Below are 19,841 nucleotides of genomic sequence, written 5' to 3'. Positions count from 1 at the left end.
AGTTCCCATCATATCCCTTGTGATTAAAGGTACATAGAGTTACATAGATATTGGTGGTAAAAAATAAATAGAAGCAAAGAGGGGACACGACGGTAACTGCGGGAACGTTATGCAAAAAGCAGAGCGAAGTAAATGTTGAGAAAGGGAATATTATGAATAAATATTTAGGACAAACTGTAAAGATAAAAATTGATAGACCATTGGGTTCAAAGCATCCAAAATATGATTTGTTTTATCCAATAAATTACGGATATATTGAAGGAACGATTGCAGGAGATGGTGAAGAAATTGATGCATATATTTTAGGTGAATTCGAACCACTATCTGAGTATGAGGGAAAAGTAATTGGAATAATTAATCGTAAAAATGATAATGAAGATAAACTAGTACTAGCAAAGGAATTGAATAGCTATAGTAAAGAGCAGATACAAGCACTAACTGAGTTTCAAGAACGTTTTTTTGAATCAGATATAATAACTTTCGATTATATAAAGAAATCAATTAGAAATACAGTTAAAGCGTTAATAAAATCAGAGGATAAAATTTTAGTTTTAGAAGAAGTGTGTAAAGATGAAACATACTATCATTTACCAGGTGGAGGTATAGAATTTCTTGAAAATAATGATGATGCTTTAAAGAGAGAGATTAATGAAGAAATAGGTTGTGAAATAGTGGATTTTTCTTTGTTTAAGACTTTAACTAACATGTTTGAAATAGATGGAATGAAGGCTCATGAAATTGTTCAAATATACAATGTTGAGTTAGAAATTAATCCTAAAATACTTGATGGTAAAGCTATGACTGGAGATATTGTCGAAAGTAAGTTTAAACTGGTACATCCGGATGAATTTAAATCAAAAAATAAAGTATTTCATCCAGAAAAATTAATAGAATACTTATAAAAAAATCGCTCTGCTCATCGCATAACACGCCAATTTTCATCATATCCTCGTGTTTAAAAGTTTGCGATTTGCTTGTATATGAATTTAAAGAATAAATCGAAACAAATATAGGGATACGACGGAAACTGCGGGAACGTTATGCAAAAAGCAGAGCGAAGTAAATGTTGAGAAAGGGAATATTATGAATAAATATTTAGGACAAACTGTAAAGATAAAAATTGATAGACCATTGGGTTCAAAGCATCCAAAATATGATTTGTTTTATCCAATAAATTACGGATATATTGAAGGAACGATTGCAGGAGATGGTGAAGAAATTGATGCATATATTTTAGGTGAATTCGAACCACTATCTGAGTATGAGGGAAAAGTAATTGGAATAATTAATCGTAAAAATGATAATGAAGATAAACTAGTACTAGCAAAGGAATTGAATAGCTATAGTAAAGAGCAGATACAAGCACTAACTGAGTTTCAAGAACGTTTTTTTGAATCAGATATAATAACTTTCGATTATATAAAGAAATCAATTAGAAATACAGTTAAAGCGTTAATAAAATCAGAGGATAAAATTTTAGTTTTAGAAGAAGTGTGTAAAGATGAAACATACTATCATTTACCAGGTGGAGGTATAGAATTTCTTGAAAATAATGATGATGCTTTAAAGAGAGAGATTAATGAAGAAATAGGTTGTGAAATAGTGGATTTTTCTTTGTTTAAGACTTTAACTAACATGTTTGAAATAGATGGAATGAAGGCTCATGAAATTGTTCAAATATACAATGTTGAGTTAGAAATTAATCCTAAAATACTTGATGGTAAAGCTATGACTGGAGATATTGTCGAAAGTAAGTTTAAACTGGTACATCCGGATGAATTTAAATCAAAAAATAAAGTATTTCATCCAGAAAAATTAATAGAATATTTATAAAAAAATCGCTCTGCTCATCGCATAACACGCCAATTTTCATCATATCCTCGTGTTTAAAAGTTTGCGATTTGCTTGTATATGAATTTAAAGAATAAATCGAAACAAATATAGGGATACGACGGAAACTGCGGGAACGTTATGTGAAAGCAAAAGCTAGATATTGTTATTATAAAATTCAAGTGATTAATTAAATGGTAAAATTTTTTACAAGTTTAATGTATTAAATATAAATTATTGTAATGATAGGGGGAATAAAAAATGAAAAAAGAATTTATTAAAAGTTGTAAGGTATTAGAAAATATGAGTACAGAATTATATACAAAATTAGATTCCGTTGGTGAAAAACTAATAGTCAAAGATTTATCGAAATGCTTTTCAAAAGATATTAAAAAGGGTTATACAATTGTGACAAATGATGTTGTTGAAGAAGTTAGTGTTAATGGAAGTATATTTACACTAATTAATAAAAAAAATGAGGTTTATAAAGGATATAATTTATTTTTTAATAAGAAATTTAATATGCTCCATTTAGGATTTTTATACAACGGAGATATTGTTTCACCACACATCGAAGGCGAAGCAGAAGAATTAGTAAAGAAATATAATGAAAAGGAATTATTTGAAATATTAAAAGTTGTTATTAAGTTAAGTAATTTGATAAAGCTTGATGTTAAATATCTTGATAGCTTAGATGATATAGATGAATTAGATTTTGTGTATAAGAATTATAATGGTCTATTTGAAGGTAAAGAAATTTTCAATGGAATAGAAGCTGTAATTAAAGACTATACAGAATTATCAAAGTAGAATTACATTTAACGCTTTTTCCTACACATAACACGCCAATTACCTTCATATCCCTTGTGTTTAAAGAGATTGCGATTTACGTGGATATGAACTAAAAAAACAAATCGAAACAAAAATAGGGATACGACGGAAATTGCGGGAACGTTATAAGAAAGAACTACATTAGATTATGCATCAAAAAATATAATTGTTTTATATTGATATATAAGTAAAAAATAATTCAGATGCGACGCGCCATTTTGCATTTAAGAAAGTGGAGCAAATGTTCGCGAAGATATTTTGTTTTGAGTCGAAGGTTTTAAATGCGACGCGCCATTTTGTATTTAAGAAAGTAGAGTAAATGTTCGCGAAAGATGTTTTGGTTTGAGTTTAAGGTTTTAAATGCGACGCGCCATTTTGCATTTAAGAAAGTGGAGCAAATGCTCACGAAATATAGTTTGGTTTGGGCTGAAGGTTTTAAATGCGACGCGCTAACTTTGTATTTAGAAAGTAGAGCAATTGTTCGCGAAAGACATTTTAATTTAGATTGAAGGTTTTAGATGCGACGCGTCAACTTTGTATTAAGAAAGTGAAGTAATTGCTCACGAAAAATGAATTATTTGAGCGAATATTTTAAACAATTGATAAAATTAATGTGTTGTTAAAACATGCAGCACCTTCTTATAACACACCAGTTCCCTTCATATCCTTTGCGACTAAAGAGATATCGAGTTACTTGCTATAAATTTTAAAGAATAAAATGAAGCAAAGATAGGATACGACGGTAACTGTGGGAACGTTAGCGAGCATTAAAATCTGGAAATAAAAAAGACCTCAATTGAGGTCAAAATTAGTCTTTGTGAATACCTAAATAGTCTTTAATTGCGAGTTGTAATAAATGCGAAAAATTAACTTTGTTTTCAATAGCAACATCGTTTAACCATTTAGGAATTGTTAAAGTTTTCTTAACAGCTTTATTTTTCATATAGTCTCTAACTGATATCATCCATACATCAATTAGCACGATTGTTTCATTCTCAGAGTGTTTAATGTGTTGAATATTGCTTGGATTAGGGATAATTTCATTATCGTCTTCAAGACCGTAAAGGTGTAATTCTAAAGCTTCTTTGGCATTGGAAACAGCTTCTATATCATTGCTTCCATATGAAAAACATCCTGCTAAGTCTGGAAATTCAACAGATATGCCATCGTCGGCATAATGAAAAATTGCTGGAAAAATATATCTATCTTTGTACATAGTAGCACCTACTTTCATGTATTAATTATAATAAGCTAACTAAATTTTTTTAAACCAGCTTGTTTTAGAATACTTTCGATAGTTTTACGAGGTAAATCTTTTTTAGGATGTGGAATAGTAACTAAGCCATCTTTATGAGGATGTCTAAGTTGGTGATGAGAACCTTTGATTCTAATAACTTTCCATCCATCATTTAAAAGTATTTTAAGTAGTTCTTTTGAGTTATAAGAACGAGAGTTCATTATTCCCTCCAATTAATTATTTAGAATAAAAACAAAACCTAAAAAGAAAAACTTTCATCCTATACGTACATTATACACGTGTTTTATTAATGAGTCAAACGATTTAAACGCTCTCTAACACACCAGTTCCCTTCATATCCTCGTGTTTAAAGAGATTACTAATTACTTATATATGAACTTAAAGTATAAATTGAAATAAAAAATATGGATACGACGGTAACTGTGGGAACGTTAGACGAAAGATTTCAACTTACAAGGAGAAATAAATGGACCGATTAAAATATATTGAGCAAAAATTATTAGAGTGGAATAATTCTATAGAATTATCTAATAAAGATTTATATTCTACTAACTATGAAGCTATAGAAAATTTAATTATGAAAGAATTATTTTCAGTCTATCACAGTCTATTATTTTGGCATTTTGCTAATATTAATAGCGCATTGAGAAATTTACATTATTGGGCTGATCCGAGTAGAGACTTTATTCACATAATAGATGAATACGAAAATGTCTGTAGAGCTTTGATTAACACTGAATATGAATTTTCAATTACGGAATACTATTCAGTTGTTATTGAAAAATGTAAATTATTTCTTGATTCTTCAGGTGGAAGCCCAATTCCAGAGGAATTTGAAAAAATTGTTTTAAAAGAATATGAAGCTATTTTTTCACTTAAAAATACAGTTAGAGTTAACGATGTAATGAAAGCGTATGAACTTAAAATGATTGGTGATGGTTCATATGCAAATGTATATAAGTATAAAGATGAATTTTACAATAAAACTTTTGCTTTGAAAAAAGCCAAGGTAGATTTAGAGGATAAGGAAATTATTAGATTTAAAGAAGAATTTAATGAAATGAATAAATTGAATTCACCATATGTATTAGAAGTTTACAAATTTAATGTTGATGATTTAGAATATACGATGGAATATGCAGATATTACTATGGATAAATACATATTAAGTAATAATGACAAAGTGAAATTTAGTCAACGAATTTCATTTGTAAGACAAGTATTCAAAGGATTAGACTATATTCATAGTCAAGGATTACTCCATCGAGATATAAGTACGACAAATATATTGCTTAAGATATACCACGATGTTGAAGTTATAAAAATTTCAGATTTTGGGTTGGTTAAAAGAAAAAATAGTAACTTGACTAGTTTATCTACAGAGTTCAAAGGCTCATTAAACGACCCTAAATTAGCAATGTACGGAAATTTTAAGGATTATAAAATTGAACATGAAACATTTGCTTTAACTCGTTTAATTTACTTTATAATGACAGGTAGAAAAAAGATAAAACTAAAACCGAATAGCACCTTAAATGAGTTTATAAATAAAGGTATATCTGATAAAATTTCTGAGCGTTATTCATCTATAGTAGAAATAAGAGAAGCATTTGAACAGTCTATAGTTGGAAAATGGATACCGTAGAAAACCTTCGTCTAACACATCAATTTCCTTCATATCCCTTGTGTTTAAAGAGTTTGAGATTAAATTGTATATGAGTTTTAAAAGATAAAACGAAGTAAAGATAGGGATACGACGGAAATTGCGGGAACGTTAGCAGAAATTTTTCAAATTGTAATAATATTCAAAAGTGGGTATTTATGGATAGAGAATATGAAGTTCTTAAAAAATTTACCAAATCAATTAAAACAACAAATAGGTATTTTGTTGATAAAGATATCATTGATTGCCTCAAAAGTGTTATTTTTAATAAAACTTTTGAACTAAAAAAAGGCGAAAAATATTACCGTGGTAGAATTCGTGATGATATTCAGAAACCATATGAAGTTGTAGATATGATGATGCCAAATAGTACTATAAAGTCATTGGGTAGATTCAATTCTTATGGAATAAATCATTTTTATTTAGCGACGGATATTGAAACAGTAGTTTCGGAATTAAGACCAAATGCTAGAACAAAAATAGAAATTGCTGAATTTGAACTAACTGAAGATATAAAGATTGTAAATTTAACAGATAAACATGCTATTTCTGATTATAGTGCGGATTTTAATCTATCGTCTTTTATTTTATTATTGGGTGGGATGTTCTCTAGGTCGTTCTCTAAGGTTGAATCATCTTTTGATTATTTACCAATGCAATATTTCGCTGAATTGATAAAATCAGAAGGTTTGGGTGGAGTGTTATATTTTAGTTCATTATTTGATCAAAATCCAGAAAAATGTAATCTTACTTTATTTAGTGATCAAATAGTTAAATGTAATAGTATTAAAACCGTTGAGATTAAGAGTATTAAGTATCAAATAATTTGAGAAACTTCTTCTAACACGACAATTCCCTTCATATCCTCGTGATTAAAAGGGTTGAGATTTACATATATATGAACTTAAAAAATATAATGAATCAAAGATAGGATACGACGGAAACTGCGGGAACGTTAGCTTACAGTCTAACAAAGTAGAATATAATTCAAAAACTTTGTGTGGATTTATATTTATATTAGGCATCAAAGGAGTAAAATATATATGGAATTTATAGAGATAAAATCAAATTGGGGGTGTAAAAATAAAAAATGAATTGATGATACAAGATAAAGATACCTTGGTGGTTTTATTACCTGGTGGCACTTATACAACATTTGCTCCACTTTTATATTATTCATATAACGTATCAGTTCAATCTGGATATGATGTTTTAGCTATTGAATACGGTTTTCAAAGAATTGATAAAAAAGTTGAATTTAATAATGATACATATTTGCTTTTAATAAAAGAAGTTAAAGAAGCTGTAAGAAAAGCTTTAGATAAAAAAGAGTATAAGCATCTAATCTTTATTGGAAAATGTCTTGGGACTTATATTCAAAATGTAATTAGAAAAGAGTTTGAAAAATATAATCAAAAACATATTTTTTTGACTCCGTGGGCTGAATGTGTAGAAGGTATAAATAAGACGGATAGTATGGTTATAGTTGGAACTAATGATGAAGGTTTTAAACAAGAGCATATTGATATGATTTCTAATAATAAAAATGTGAATTTAAAAATTATTGAAGGTGCTAATCACGATTTAGAAAAGGACGATTATGTTGATAGCCTAGAGCTACTTTTAAATATTAGTAATTATATATACAAGTTTATTAATAAGTAGTTTGGTTTAATTATAATTAAAAGTGAATGCTCACGACCATCAGCTAACACGCCAATTCCCTTCATATCCCAGTGTTTAAAGAGATTGTGATTAAATTGGATTTGAATTTAAAGAGTAAATCGAAACAAAGATAGGGATACGACGGAAATTGCGGGAACGTTACATGCAATAATTTTCTAAGTCTGATCTTTATTAAAAAATTGGAGGTAAATAAACATTGAAAATAAGAAAAATAAAACAATTCAATAATGTACGAACATTTATGATAACGCTTTTGATTATAATAATCTGTATATTGATTATGACGCTTAAATCTAAACTAGCCGAAATACGTTATGTTTTTGGCGTTTTTAGTATAATTGGTGTGATTTATTCAATATACAAAGAAGAACTAAATAATTTCATACTTTATTTAGTTTTAATAGTTTTTGTAGGCTCAAGTAATTTCGTTAATATACTTGAATTGTTTAGAGGATTTTTGAAGGGTCAGATTCTAATTGAATCAAATGACATATTAAAAATATTACAGGTTTTTGGAACAATTTTCTTAGGTTTGATGGCTTATAAGAATGGGAAAATAGCAAATGATATGAATATCGGAAGAATGAAAAGAGAAGATGAAAAAGAATTCAATGAGTTAAAGTTATCAATCATAAAGTTTCATTATATTCAAAAGAATATTCGACTATTTAACGAAAACTTGAATAATAATTTGACTAGTATTACAACTCAAATGAAAAAAATGAAAGATATAAAAAATGAGAAAGATATATTTCAAGAATACACAACAGTGTTGTTAGATTTTAAAGTTTTAAATACTAGACTTATTAATAAATTAGAATTCATTTGCATCGAATATGATAAAAATTTAAAAGAATTCTCTGATAACAGTACTTTCAATCCTAGTAGTGAAATGCTAACAACTATGTACACACAATACAATCATCTAGTAATTGCAAAACAGAATTGCTCAGATATTGAAGAAAAAGTAGATGGATACTTGATTGAAATAAATAGTGCAAGTGTGGATTCGACAATTAAAGTTAATCTAGCAGCTACTTTTGAGTCAACGATACAACTTTCATTAGATTATGTATGTAAGAATACTCAAATGTTCAAGGATTACCATCTTGAATATAAAATGACAAGTGAAGTTATGAATTATTTTGATGATGAAGATATCAACATGTTCAAAGGTTTACATGATGAGATAAAGAAGAAGTACGAAGATAATGAAAATTCGGAATAAAAGAACCGTGTTTTTCAACGAAAAAGACTGCATGTAACACGTCAATTTCCTTCATATCCCATGTGTTTAAAGAGATTGCGATTTGCTTGGATATGAAAATTAAGGAATAAATCGAAACAAAGATAGGGATACGACGGAAATTGCGGGAACGTTATCTGAAAGAATTACATTATAATATGCAACAAAAAATATAGTTATTTATATGGCATAGAGAGAAAAAAACATTACTATTGTTTGATAAAATGTTATAATTGGTTGAAATAACTTTTGCTAAATTATGCTCTTTAAGTGCGACGCGCTAGATTTGTATTTAAGAAAGTGGAGCAAATGTTCACGAAAAAAATTTTAGATTGAGCTGAGGGTTTTAAATGCGACGCGCCACTTTTGCAGTTAGAAAGTAGAGTAAATGTTCACGAAAGATATTTTAGTTTGGATTGAAGGTTTTAAATGCGACGCGTTAACTTTTCATTAAGAAAGTAGAGCAATTGTTCGCGAAAAACATTTTATTTAGAATTGAAGGTTTTAGGTGCGACGCGTTAATTTTTTATTAAGAAAGTGAAGTAATTGCTCGCGAAAAATGACTTGTTTGATCAAATGTTTTAAGTGAATGAAAAAAATAATGTGTTTTAAAACATGCAACACCTTCAGATAACACGTCAGTTCCCATCATATCCCTTGCGATTAAAGAGATATTGAGTTACTTGGATATAGATTTTAAAAATTTAATCGAAGCAAAGATAGGCTACGACGGAAACTGCGGGAACGTTAGCGAGCATTAAAATCTGGAAATAAAAAAGACCTCAATTGAGGTCAAAATTAGTCTTTGTGAATACCTAAATAGTCTTTAATTGCGAGTTGTAATAAATGCGAAAAATTAACTTTGTTTTCAATAGCAACATCGTTTAACCATTTAGGAATTGTTAAAGTTTTCTTAACAGCTTTATTTTTCATATAGTCTCTAACTGATATCATCCATACATCAATTAGCACGATTGTTTCATTCTCAGAGTGTTTAATGTGTTGAATATTGCTTGGATTAGGGATAATTTCATTATCGTCTTCAAGACCGTAAAGGTGTAATTCTAAAGCTTCTTTGGCATTGGAAACAGCTTCTATATCATTGCTTCCATATGAAAAACATCCTGCTAAGTCTGGAAATTCAACAGATATGCCATCGTCGGCATAATGAAAAATTGCTGGAAAAATATATCTATCTTTGTACATAGTAGCACCTACTTTCATGTATTAATTATAATAAGCTAACTAAATTTTTTTAAACCAGCTTGTTTTAGAATACTTTCGATAGTTTTACGAGGTAAATCTTTTTTAGGATGTGGAATAGTAACTAAGCCATCTTTATGAGGATGTCTAAGTTGGTGATGAGAACCTTTGATTCTAATAACTTTCCATCCATCATTTAAAAGTATTTTAAGTAGTTCTTTTGAGTTATAAGAACGAGAGTTCATTATTCCCTCCAATTAATTATTTAGAATAAAAACAAAACCTAAAAAGAAAAACTTTCATCCTATACGTACATTATACACGTGTTTTATTAATGAGTCAAACGATTTAAACGCTCTCTAACACACCAGTTCCCTTCATATCCTCGTGTTTAAAGAGATTACTAATTACTTATATATGAACTTAAAGTATAAATTGAAATAAAAAATATGGATACGACGGTAACTGTGGGAACGTTATGTAAAATTTAGGAGGCAGGAAATTGATTGAAAAAATATATGAAGTATATAATCCTATAGTAAAAAAATTCTCAAAGAATATAGCAAATATAACAGATATAAATAATTTATCAGCACCTCATATACCAGGTATTGGTACCGAGTACATGAACGCAAAATTACGTATATGCTATCTCGGAATAGACACTTTAGGATGGATTAGTATCGAAGAAGCTATGAATAATTATGATTATTACATTGGAAAAACTACTGTTTGTTTATCTAATACAGATCATATTGGTCAGTGGAGTGACAACGGTAAGAGGTCTCCGTTTTGGAGATTTGTATTTAATATGCAATTTAGGTTAAATGATATGGGTTACCTTGGTTTTGAGACTAACTTAAATATTGAAAGCAATAATAAGTCTTTGAATGCATTTGCTTGGGGAAATACTAATGCATTAGAAAAAATGGCAACATTGAATAAAAAGAGTAAAGTAATAGACAAGAAAAAGTATAATGAGTTGAAAATGGAAACAGGTATTTTTGATAACATTAGTAATTTTTCATATGCATTAAATCCAGATATTTATATAGTAATGAACTGGGGCGATAGATGTGGTTTGGAAGAATTTATAGGTGAAAGTAACATTGTTAATAGAGAAGAATTAAATGAGTATGTATGGAAACTTACTTTAAAAGATAACCGATTACTATATTGGACATTGCATCCTCGTGGAATGAGTTTTAAGGGAGGATACAAAAAATATTTAGAAATAATCTTAAACTCAATAAATAATCACAAAAGCCACCTAAACATCACATAACACGACAGTTTCCTTCATATCCGTAGTGTCTAAAGAATTTGTGATTTTCTTAGATATGAACTTAAAAAATAAATCGAAGCAAAGGTAGGGATACGACGGAAATTGCGGGAACGTTATCTGACATGATTTTTAAAATAGTGTATAGAAAAAAAGTCTAGACTGTGTAGTCTAAACTAAATGTATTTCAACTTTTTTATTTAATGCTAGTGCTACCTTTTTAAGAAATTCAATAGATGGGTTAGCATTACCGTTTTCAAATCTAGAAATATTAGATTGTTTGGTACCAACTAAATCAGCAAGTTGTTTTTGAGTTAAATTGTGTTCAATTCTTGCTGAAATAACTTCTTCGATGAGTTTATATTCAAGTTCATTTTTGAGAAGTTCAGCTTTAACTTCTGGGTTAGAAGCTATAATTTTACTTGCATTGCTCCATTGCATGAGTTACCTCCGATCGTTATAGTTATCCATATAGTCTTTAGCTAGTTTTAAATGTTTACTAGGAGTTTTATTAGATTTCTTTTGAAATCCATTCAATAATACAAAGGTTTTGTTAAGGTGTAGAAAATAGAAAATTCGTGTATTATCACTACTGAATTTGATTCGTAATTCCCATAAACCTTTATATTTTTCACCTTCAATCTTTTTAGTATGTGGGTAAGTCAAATTTATGCCGAATTTTTCAAGCAAATCAATTTCGCGTTTAATTTTTGCTTGATGTTTGGCTGGTAATGATTGAATAAATTCTAAAACAGGAATTTTATTTTCCTTAGTATATAATTCGATATTCCAATTCATATCTAATTATATCATATAAGATATAAAAAGTATATCGTATATGATATACAAAATAGATTATTGAAAAAAATAACGTCAGATAACACGCCAATTTCCTTCATATCCCTGTGTTTAAAGAGATTGTGATTAAATTGGATTTGAATTTAAAGAGTAAATCGAAACAAAGATAGGGATACGACGGAAATTGCGGGAACGTTATGTGCAATTCTATGAACAAAGTTATAGTAGAGTTATAAATATTGATTATCTAATAGGGGGATGACAATGCAACTAAAAGATTATGACATTATATGTGGTAATGAAATTGATATTAAAATGGTAAGTAAAAGTGTTGGCAATCTAGTTAAAAAGAGAAGTCCTGAATATAAATTTCATGTTTTACTACATGGTTCAGATAAATCCATTGGTCATATAAATCTTAGATTTGGAAATAATGAAAAAATAATAAACTACATAGGGCATATTGGTTATGGTATTGATGAAAATTACAGAGGAAATAAATATTCAGTTAAGGCTTGCGAACTGTTAAAAGTGGTCTTGTTAGACTATAAAATTGAAAAAGTTATTATAACGTGTAATCCAGATAATTATCCTTCCAGAAACACATGTGAACTAATAGGTGCCAATTTATTAGAGATAATAGAAATACCAAAGAATTCAGATGCATATTCAGAAACTGAGACAAAAAAATGCAGATATGAATGGCTATTATAGTATTGTCTATTTTATAAAAAGTATAAAATAAGTTCCTAGAACTACACATAACACGCCAGTTCCCTTCATATCCCTAGTGATTAAAGAGAAACCGAATTACTTGGATATAGATTTTAAAAAACAAATCGAAGCAAAGATAGGGACACGACGGAAACTGCGGGAACGTTATGTGACAGAACTACATTAGATTATGCAACAAAAAATATAGCAATTTTATTTGATTTAGGAGTGAAAAACAATTTAGGTGCTACGCGCCACTTTGTAATTAAGAAAGTAGAGTAATTGTTCACGAAAGATATTTTGGTTTGAATTGAAGGTTTTAAATGCGACGCGCCAACTTTGCATTAAGAAAATGGAGTAAATGTTCACGAAAGATATTTTGGTTTGAGTTGAAGGTTTTAAATGCGACGCGTCAACTTTGCATTAAGAAAGTGGAGTAAGTGTTCACGAAAGATATTTTGGTTTTATTAAGAAGGTTTTAAATGCGACGCGCCAACTCTTTATTAAGAAAGTAGAGTAAATGTTCACGTAAGATATTTTGGTTTTAAGTAGAAGGTTTTAGATGCGACGCGTCAACTTTGTATTAAGAAAGTGAAGCATTTGCTCACGTAAACTATCATATTTGAGCGAGTGTTTATAAAGAATTGAAAAAATTAAAGTGTTGTTAAAACATGCAGTACCGGCACATAACACACAGTTCCCTTCATATCCTCATGTTTAAAGGGATTGAGATTTGCTTGGATATAAGATTAAAGAATAAAACGAAATAAAGATAGGGATACGACGGAAACTGCGGGAACGTTATAAGAAAGAACTACATTAGATTATGCATCAAAAAATATAATTGTTTTATATTGATATATAAGTAAAAAATAATTCAGATGCGACGCGCCATTTTGCATTTAAGAAAGTGGAGCAAATGTTCGCGAAGATATTTTGTTTTGAGTCGAAGGTTTTAAATGCGACGCGCCATTTTGTATTTAAGAAAGTAGAGTAAATGTTCGCGAAAGATGTTTTGGTTTGAGTTTAAGGTTTTAAATGCGACGCGCCATTTTGCATTTAAGAAAGTGGAGCAAATGCTCACGAAATATAGTTTGGTTTGGGCTGAAGGTTTTAAATGCGACGCGCTAACTTTGTATTTAGAAAGTAGAGCAATTGTTCGCGAAAGACATTTTAATTTAGATTGAAGGTTTTAGATGCGACGCGTCAACTTTGTATTAAGAAAGTGAAGTAATTGCTCACGAAAAATGAATTATTTGAGCGAATATTTTAAACAATTGATAAAATTAATGTGTTGTTAAAACATGCAGCACCTTCTTATAACACACCAGTTCCCTTCATATCCTTTGCGACTAAAGAGATATCGAGTTACTTGCTATAAATTTTAAAGAATAAAATGAAGCAAAGATAGGATACGACGGTAACTGTGGGAACGTTAGCAGAAATTTTTCAAATTGTAATAATATTCAAAAGTGGGTATTTATGGATAGAGAATATGAAGTTCTTAAAAAATTTACCAAATCAATTAAAACAACAAATAGGTATTTTGTTGATAAAGATATCATTGATTGCCTCAAAAGTGTTATTTTTAATAAAACTTTTGAACTAAAAAAAGGCGAAAAATATTACCGTGGTAGAATTCGTGATGATATTCAGAAACCATATGAAGTTGTAGATATGATGATGCCAAATAGTACTATAAAGTCATTGGGTAGATTCAATTCTTATGGAATAAATCATTTTTATTTAGCGACGGATATTGAAACAGTAGTTTCGGAATTAAGACCAAATGCTAGAACAAAAATAGAAATTGCTGAATTTGAACTAACTGAAGATATAAAGATTGTAAATTTAACAGATAAACATGCTATTTCTGATTATAGTGCGGATTTTAATCTATCGTCTTTTATTTTATTATTGGGTGGGATGTTCTCTAGGTCGTTCTCTAAGGTTGAATCATCTTTTGATTATTTACCAATGCAATATTTCGCTGAATTGATAAAATCAGAAGGTTTGGGTGGAGTGTTATATTTTAGTTCATTATTTGATCAAAATCCAGAAAAATGTAATCTTACTTTATTTAGTGATCAAATAGTTAAATGTAATAGTATTAAAACCGTTGAGATTAAGAGTATTAAGTATCAAATAATTTGAGAAACTTCTTCTAACACGACAATTCCCTTCATATCCTCGTGATTAAAAGGGTTGAGATTTACATATATATGAACTTAAAAAATATAATGAATCAAAGATAGGATACGACGGAAACTGCGGGAACGTTATGTGACAGAACTACATTAGATTATGCATCAAAAAATATAATTGTTTTATATTGATATAGAAGTAAAGAATAATTCAGATGCGACGCGCCATTTTGTATTTAAGAAAGTGGAGCAAATGTTCGCGAAAGATATTCTGGTTTGAGTTGAAGGTTTTAAATGCGACGTGCTACTTTGTATTTAAGAAAGTAGAGTAAATGTTCGCGAAAGATGTTTAGGTTTGAGTTGAAGGTTTAAATGCGACGCGCTAACTTTGTATTTAGAAAGTGGAGCAATTGTTCGCGAAAGACAATTTGGTTTTGGTTGAAGGTTTTAAATGCGACGCGCCATTTTATAATTAAGAAAGTGGAGTAAATGTTCACGAAAGATATTTAGGCTTGAGCTGAGGGTTTTAGATGCGACGCGTCAACTTTGTATTTAAAAAGTGAAGTAATTGCTCGCGAAAAATATCTTATTAGGGCGAATATTTATAAAGAATTGAAAAAAAAAATTATTTTTAAAACATGTAGTACCGGCACATAACACGCCAGTTCCCATCATATCCCTTGCGACTAAAGAGATGTTGAATTACTTGGATGTGGATTTTTAAAAATAAAACGAAGCAAAAATAGGATACGACGGTAACTGCGGGAACGTTATGTGACAGATTCAAAACCCTAGGGAGTGTTTGTTTAAAAATTATATCGTGAGGAAAATTTAAATGATTAAGTACGTAAATAGTAAAGAGAACATCGAAAAATATGAGTACAATGGATTTTTTGTAGGTTGGCCAAAACCACCTAGTGGAAAAATGCTTAAAAAAATATTGTTAAATAGCAATTACACATGGTTGGCGATAGATGACAAAGAGCAAAGAGTTGTTGGATTTATATATGCAATAACTGACGGATTTATATCGGGATATATACCATTGTTAGAAGTGCTACCAGATTACCAAGGTCAAGGCATTGGAAGTAAATTAGTAAATTTAATGTTAGAGAGTCTAGAAAAATTATATATGATTGATTTAATTTGTGATAAAGACAAGATATCTTTTTATGAAAGATTTGATATGAGGGAAAATACTGGAATGAGTATTAGGAATTATTCAAACCAATCAGGAGAATAGAATGGTTAAACAAAGTTAATGGAAGTTTTGAAACCGGCACATAACACGCCAGTTCCCTTCATATCCTTAGTGATTAAAGAGAAATTGAATTGCTTAGATATTGATTTTAAAAAACGAATCGAAGCAAAGAGGGGACACGACGGAAACTGCGGGAACGTTATGCAAAAATCAGAGCGAAGTAAATGTTGAGAAAGGGAATATTATGAATAAATATTTAGGACAAACTGTAAAGATAAAAATTGATAGACCATTGGGGTCAAAGCATCCAAAATATGATTTGTTTTATCCAATAAATTACGGATATATTGAAGGAACGATTGCAGGAGATGGTGAAGGAATTGATGCGTATATTTTAGGTGAATTCGAACCACTATCTGAGTATGAGGGAAAAGTAATTGGAATAATTAATCGTAAAAATGATAATGAAGATAAACTAGTACTAGCAAAGGAATTGAATAGCTATAGTAAAGAGCAGATACAAGCACTAACCGAGTTTCAAGAACGTTTTTTTGAATCAGATATAATAACTTTCGATTATATAAAGAAATCAATTAGAAATACAGTTAAAGCGTTAATAAAATCAGAGGATAAAATTTTAGTTTTAGAAGAAGTGTGTAAAGATGAAACATATTATCATTTACCAGGTGGAGGTATAGAATTTCTTGAAAATAATGATGATGCTTTAAAGACCAGCTAGTAATAGTCAAGTAATTTAATAAAAAAAGTTCTTATTAAAAATGAGCATACTAAATAATGCTCGAGTAAAAATGAACATTCAATATTATTTACTGTAAAAATATTTATTAAGCAGCAACAGGATTATGAAGTTTAGATTCTAAAAACATCCTTTTGTGGACGAGTGGATTTCTAACTTCATATGGTTTTTGATTTTTTAGTATTGAAAAAATATAGCGAAGTAGTTTATTCATAACAGCTACAAGTTTAACTTTTTTCTTTTTCTTATCAAGGGCTATGTGATAATATTCATACAAAACAAGATTTATTGGCTTTTTATTTTTACTTGTACGTATTGAAGCAAGAGCGACTGTGTACAAAGCTCTTCTATCTATAGCAGTACCACGTTTGGACATTTTATTGCGATCACCGCTAAAATTGCCAGATTGATTAACGCTAGGATCTACACCGAAAAAAGCTACAAGTTGTTGAGGCTTAGAAAAATTATTAATATCACCCATTTCAACTAACAAAGTAATTGCAGTTATATCACCAAGACCTTTGAAACTTTTAAGAAGATTAATATTTTGTTTAAATACTTCTCCAAAAGAGGCATTGTCAATATATTGGTGAATTTCATCTACAATATTTCTAAGTTGATTTGTATAAAAATCAAAACTTTCGCTAAAACGTATTACTTTAGATTCAAAAAGCAAGGGAGTAATACCAATGATATTGGCACTATTAGCGATTTTTATAAGTTTGTTATATTTATTATTAGCCCAACTAGAACCACGTCTTGATGACTTTGTTAGAAGTTCAATAACAACTTTGGGCTCAGCGTTAAGAAGATGTTTAGGTGTTGGATATTTTCTAATAAATATTAAAGGTGTCTTACCTGTTATATTAGCAAATGCATTTTGAAGTCCTGGATAGTTAATATAAATATTATTTGAGAAAGTTTTTTTCAAATTTGCCTTTAAATCAACAACTTTGTAATACTCACGAACTAGGAGTTTAAGGTGTAAAAACTCCTCACTAGTGAATGTTGAAGTCTTTACATTATCAAATTTACAAATTTTTGCGATGGAAAGAGAATCTAATTTATCAGTTTTTACTTTTCTTATGTTCGAATTCTTGTTAGAATTAGTTATCAGAGGATTTATTACATGTATATCAATCTGATTTTTAACAAGAAAATGAAGAAGAGTAAGATGATATATTCCCGTGGATTCGCAAAATACTTTGGGACTATCGTTAAACTCTTCTTCAATTTTTTGTAGAAAAAGAAGAAGTTTATTGAAGCCCCCAAGTGTATGGCTAATTTTAAGGTTCTTACGGAATACGTCGCCATTAGGTTTTAAAGCAGTAACTACTGAAAAATTAGCAGCAACATCAATGCCTACAACAGGCAAATGGTAATAGTTAGACATAAAATAACCCCCATTTAAAATAATAAAGAGTAACAATAATTAGTGAGTCAATTAACCTTGTAAGTGACACGAATAATTCTCTAATAATATTTATGATCAAAGAGAAATTCAACCAGCTAAATCAAAGAATCTCACAATAATGCAAGCTTTGTTACGAATATAAACTCAAGAAATGAGTCATTCAAGGAGAAGACGCATATACTCTTTATGAGATAACTATAATAGAAAAATTACAGTATGTTAAGTGGTTGAACTTATTTTTAATCACAAACAATATAAATGAATTAGGTAAGAATATTCGCAAGAAACTTAAGCAATATTTCTAACCTAATTATACAAGGAGATGTGATTAATTTTTATTAATTAATCATACAAGATATTATGAAGAAGAAAAATTCTAATGAATTAAAGAAATATGAAGATATACTTCATTTACCTCATCACGTTTCAAGTCGAAGACCTCAAATGACTATATCTAATAGAGCGGCTCAATTCGCACCATTTGCAGCTGTAGTTGGACATAATTCTGCCGTTAAAGAAGCAGCAAGATATACAGATCAAAGAAAAGAATTGGACGAAATGGGAAAAGCTCTTATTGATAATCAACTACAAGAAATAGATGCACAACTTCCAAATGAGGTTGATGTAGAAGTTATATACTTTAAGGCTGATAAGACAAAATCTGGTGGAGAATATATTAATAAGAGTGGAAAAATTAAAAAAATCGATATAAATAAAAGAGAAATTCATATGGTCGATGGTGTTAAGATAGGCATTGATGATGTATATAGCTTAGTAAATAATACTTCTAAATCCTATAAATAGATGCTAATGTAGTTTAAGCAAATTATGAACACTAAATATTTAGGAGAAAATATTAAAAAATTTGGTTTTGGATTTATGCGTTTAGCAATGGTTGGTGATAATGTTGAATTGGAACATACTAAAATCATAGCTGATAAATTTATTGAGAACGGATTTACGTATTTTGATACTACATATTTCTATATTATTGATAAATATGAAGAAGCATTCAAAGAAGTGCTCAAGCAAGAGAATCATATCAATTGATTCTAAAATGCAAATATAGCTGTGTAAAAAATTTGCACATTTTTTTATATATTGAGGAGGTTTAAATGTCTAGTATCAAAATTAATAAAGAAGCTCCAAATTTTGAAATTGAAGATTTTAAAGGTAATAAAATCAAACTTTCTAATTTTAAAGAAAAAAAGAATGTTCTAATAGTTTTTAATAGAGGATTTATTTGACCATTTTGTAGAAAACATATGATGCAGTTGCATCAAGATTATGATTTATTCGTAAAAAAAGAAACTGAAATAATTATAGTTGGACCTGAAAATAAAGAAAAATTCACTTCGTTTTGGGCTGAAAAAGGATATATGTTTTATGGTATTCCAGATGCAAAACATAGTGTTATTAAGCTATATGGACAAAAGGTTAATCTTTTTAAATTAGGAAGGATGCCAGCACAAATGTTGATCGATAAAAATGGAACTCTTAGATATGTACATTACGGACATTCTATGACGGATATTCCTGAAAATAATGAAATGTTTAAGCTAATCGATACACTATAATCGGTAAAAAGCTAAAATAATAATGTTAACTATGATTTGAATTACGATTGGAGAATGTACTATGGTGAAAGTTCCTAAAGTACATACATAATTTTTTATTATTTATATTTTACATGTTTTTGGCTTTTTTTAGCGTGTTTTCATCCATACCTTAAACAAAAATATAAAAATACCTAACTCTATGAGCAAGGTATTTTTATCTTGGTGCCGAAGGCGGGAATCGAAGGTGGAGCCCAC

Annotated in this window: 22 protein-coding genes and 1 pseudogene; 16 read left to right on the top strand and 7 right to left on the bottom strand. The window is 29.2% G+C overall.

The features are described from left to right. The first annotated feature begins 152 nt into the window (after positions 1-152). The 3 genes from AACH12_RS14295 (at position 153) to AACH12_RS07760 (ending at position 2,640) form a co-directional block, all read left to right on the top strand. On the top strand, positions 153-902 hold the full coding sequence (locus AACH12_RS14295; RefSeq protein WP_463670979.1) for an inorganic diphosphatase: 750 nt from the start codon (positions 153-155) through the stop codon (positions 900-902). 181 nt (positions 903-1,083) lie between these two features. Continuing rightward, positions 1,084-1,833 carry an inorganic diphosphatase gene (locus AACH12_RS14290; protein WP_463670979.1) on the top strand — a complete coding sequence of 250 codons (750 nt, stop codon included), beginning with the start codon at positions 1,084-1,086 and terminating at the stop codon, positions 1,831-1,833. Between the two features lie 258 nt (positions 1,834-2,091). Next, positions 2,092-2,640 carry a hypothetical protein gene (locus AACH12_RS07760; protein ID WP_338534862.1) on the top strand — a complete coding sequence of 183 codons (549 nt, stop codon included), beginning with the start codon at positions 2,092-2,094 and terminating at the stop codon, positions 2,638-2,640. An 829-nt stretch (positions 2,641-3,469) separates the two neighbouring features. Here AACH12_RS07760 and AACH12_RS07755 read toward each other — a convergent pair. Together AACH12_RS07755 and AACH12_RS07750 are read right to left on the bottom strand one after the other, a co-directional pair. Further along, complete coding sequence (locus AACH12_RS07755; protein ID WP_338534858.1) at positions 3,470-3,877, bottom strand: type II toxin-antitoxin system HicB family antitoxin; 408 nt, start codon at positions 3,875-3,877, stop codon at positions 3,470-3,472. A gap of 35 nt (positions 3,878-3,912) precedes the next feature. Further along, positions 3,913-4,119 (bottom strand): type II toxin-antitoxin system HicA family toxin, encoded by a 207-nt coding sequence (locus AACH12_RS07750; protein WP_338534857.1) that lies wholly within the window; start codon positions 4,117-4,119, stop codon positions 3,913-3,915. Between the two features lie 266 nt (positions 4,120-4,385). Here AACH12_RS07750 and AACH12_RS07745 point away from each other — a divergent pair, with 266 nt between their 5' ends. The 4 genes from AACH12_RS07745 to AACH12_RS07730 all read left to right on the top strand — a co-directional run bounded on the left by AACH12_RS07745 (position 4,386) and on the right by AACH12_RS07730 (position 8,496). Continuing rightward, entirely contained in the window at positions 4,386-5,564 is a 1,179-nt protein-coding gene (locus AACH12_RS07745; protein WP_338534861.1) for a protein kinase family protein, read from the top strand. A 176-nt stretch (positions 5,565-5,740) separates the two neighbouring features. Next, the gene (locus tag AACH12_RS07740; protein WP_338534852.1) at positions 5,741-6,412 is read left to right on the top strand and encodes an RES family NAD+ phosphorylase; all 672 of its coding nucleotides are present in this window, start codon (positions 5,741-5,743) and stop codon (positions 6,410-6,412) included. 268 nt (positions 6,413-6,680) lie between these two features. Next, a complete protein-coding gene (locus AACH12_RS07735; protein ID WP_338534860.1) occupies positions 6,681-7,247 on the top strand; it encodes an alpha/beta hydrolase family protein in 567 nt (188 codons plus the stop codon). A 217-nt stretch (positions 7,248-7,464) separates the two neighbouring features. Further along, positions 7,465-8,496 carry a hypothetical protein gene (locus AACH12_RS07730; protein WP_338534859.1) on the top strand — a complete coding sequence of 344 codons (1,032 nt, stop codon included), beginning with the start codon at positions 7,465-7,467 and terminating at the stop codon, positions 8,494-8,496. Positions 8,497-9,312: 816 nt separating this feature from the next. Here the strand turns inward: AACH12_RS07730 and AACH12_RS07725 are convergent. Further along, on the bottom strand, positions 9,313-9,720 hold the full coding sequence (locus AACH12_RS07725) for a type II toxin-antitoxin system HicB family antitoxin (protein ID WP_338534858.1): 408 nt from the start codon (positions 9,718-9,720) through the stop codon (positions 9,313-9,315). 35 nt (positions 9,721-9,755) lie between these two features. Next, on the bottom strand, positions 9,756-9,962 hold the full coding sequence (locus AACH12_RS07720) for a type II toxin-antitoxin system HicA family toxin (RefSeq protein WP_338534857.1): 207 nt from the start codon (positions 9,960-9,962) through the stop codon (positions 9,756-9,758). 257 nt (positions 9,963-10,219) lie between these two features. Here AACH12_RS07720 and AACH12_RS07715 point away from each other — a divergent pair, with 257 nt between their 5' ends. Next, the gene (locus AACH12_RS07715) at positions 10,220-11,002 is read left to right on the top strand and encodes a hypothetical protein (RefSeq protein ID WP_338534856.1); all 783 of its coding nucleotides are present in this window, start codon (positions 10,220-10,222) and stop codon (positions 11,000-11,002) included. Between the two features lie 168 nt (positions 11,003-11,170). On the opposite strand, the gene AACH12_RS07710 is transcribed toward AACH12_RS07715, so the two are convergent. Beyond that, positions 11,171-11,440: a helix-turn-helix transcriptional regulator gene (locus tag AACH12_RS07710; protein WP_338534855.1), complete on the bottom strand. Its 270-nt coding sequence runs from the start codon at positions 11,438-11,440 to the stop codon at positions 11,171-11,173. Positions 11,441-11,443: 3 nt separating this feature from the next. After that, positions 11,444-11,797, bottom strand: a complete 354-nt coding sequence (locus AACH12_RS07705; RefSeq protein WP_338534854.1) for a type II toxin-antitoxin system RelE/ParE family toxin — start codon at positions 11,795-11,797, stop codon at positions 11,444-11,446. A gap of 264 nt (positions 11,798-12,061) precedes the next feature. On the opposite strand from AACH12_RS07705, the gene AACH12_RS07700 reads away from it, so the two are divergent. The 4 genes from AACH12_RS07700 to AACH12_RS07685 all read left to right on the top strand — a co-directional run bounded on the left by AACH12_RS07700 (position 12,062) and on the right by AACH12_RS07685 (position 16,595). Then, complete coding sequence (locus AACH12_RS07700) at positions 12,062-12,511, top strand: GNAT family N-acetyltransferase (RefSeq protein ID WP_338534853.1); 450 nt, start codon at positions 12,062-12,064, stop codon at positions 12,509-12,511. A 1,482-nt stretch (positions 12,512-13,993) separates the two neighbouring features. Then, the gene (locus AACH12_RS07695) at positions 13,994-14,665 is read left to right on the top strand and encodes an RES family NAD+ phosphorylase (protein ID WP_338534852.1); all 672 of its coding nucleotides are present in this window, start codon (positions 13,994-13,996) and stop codon (positions 14,663-14,665) included. Between the two features lie 825 nt (positions 14,666-15,490). Then, positions 15,491-15,898: a GNAT family N-acetyltransferase gene (locus AACH12_RS07690; protein ID WP_338534851.1), complete on the top strand. Its 408-nt coding sequence runs from the start codon at positions 15,491-15,493 to the stop codon at positions 15,896-15,898. 202 nt (positions 15,899-16,100) lie between these two features. Then, the gene (locus AACH12_RS07685) at positions 16,101-16,595 is read left to right on the top strand and encodes an inorganic diphosphatase (RefSeq protein ID WP_422388892.1); all 495 of its coding nucleotides are present in this window, start codon (positions 16,101-16,103) and stop codon (positions 16,593-16,595) included. 106 nt (positions 16,596-16,701) lie between these two features. Here the strand turns inward: AACH12_RS07685 and AACH12_RS07680 are convergent, their stop codons facing one another. Next, a complete protein-coding gene (locus AACH12_RS07680; protein ID WP_338534850.1) occupies positions 16,702-18,006 on the bottom strand; it encodes an IS110 family RNA-guided transposase in 1,305 nt (434 codons plus the stop codon). 381 nt (positions 18,007-18,387) lie between these two features. On the opposite strand from AACH12_RS07680, the gene AACH12_RS07675 reads away from it, so the two are divergent. The 4 genes and pseudogenes from AACH12_RS07675 to AACH12_RS07660 all read left to right on the top strand — a co-directional run. Further along, a complete protein-coding gene (locus AACH12_RS07675; protein WP_338534849.1) occupies positions 18,388-18,831 on the top strand; it encodes a YolD-like family protein in 444 nt (147 codons plus the stop codon). A 75-nt stretch (positions 18,832-18,906) separates the two neighbouring features. Further along, positions 18,907-19,077, top strand: coding sequence for a hypothetical protein (locus tag AACH12_RS07670; protein ID WP_338534848.1), 171 nt, complete (start codon positions 18,907-18,909; stop codon positions 19,075-19,077). Between the two features lie 65 nt (positions 19,078-19,142). After that, positions 19,143-19,274 (top strand): thioredoxin domain-containing protein, encoded by a 132-nt coding sequence (locus AACH12_RS07665; protein ID WP_338534847.1) that lies wholly within the window; start codon positions 19,143-19,145, stop codon positions 19,272-19,274. A gap of 12 nt (positions 19,275-19,286) precedes the next feature. Then, positions 19,287-19,604: pseudogene (locus AACH12_RS07660) on the top strand (peroxiredoxin family protein); the annotation flags it as partial. Positions 19,605-19,841: the final 237 nt, after the last annotated feature.

This window comes from Helicovermis profundi (genome assembly GCF_033097505.1).
Classification (GTDB): domain Bacteria; phylum Bacillota; class Clostridia; order Peptostreptococcales; family Acidaminobacteraceae; genus Helicovermis; species Helicovermis profundi.
Note: the sequence above shows the minus strand (reverse complement) of the source record. Positions and strands in the feature narration are given on the sequence as shown.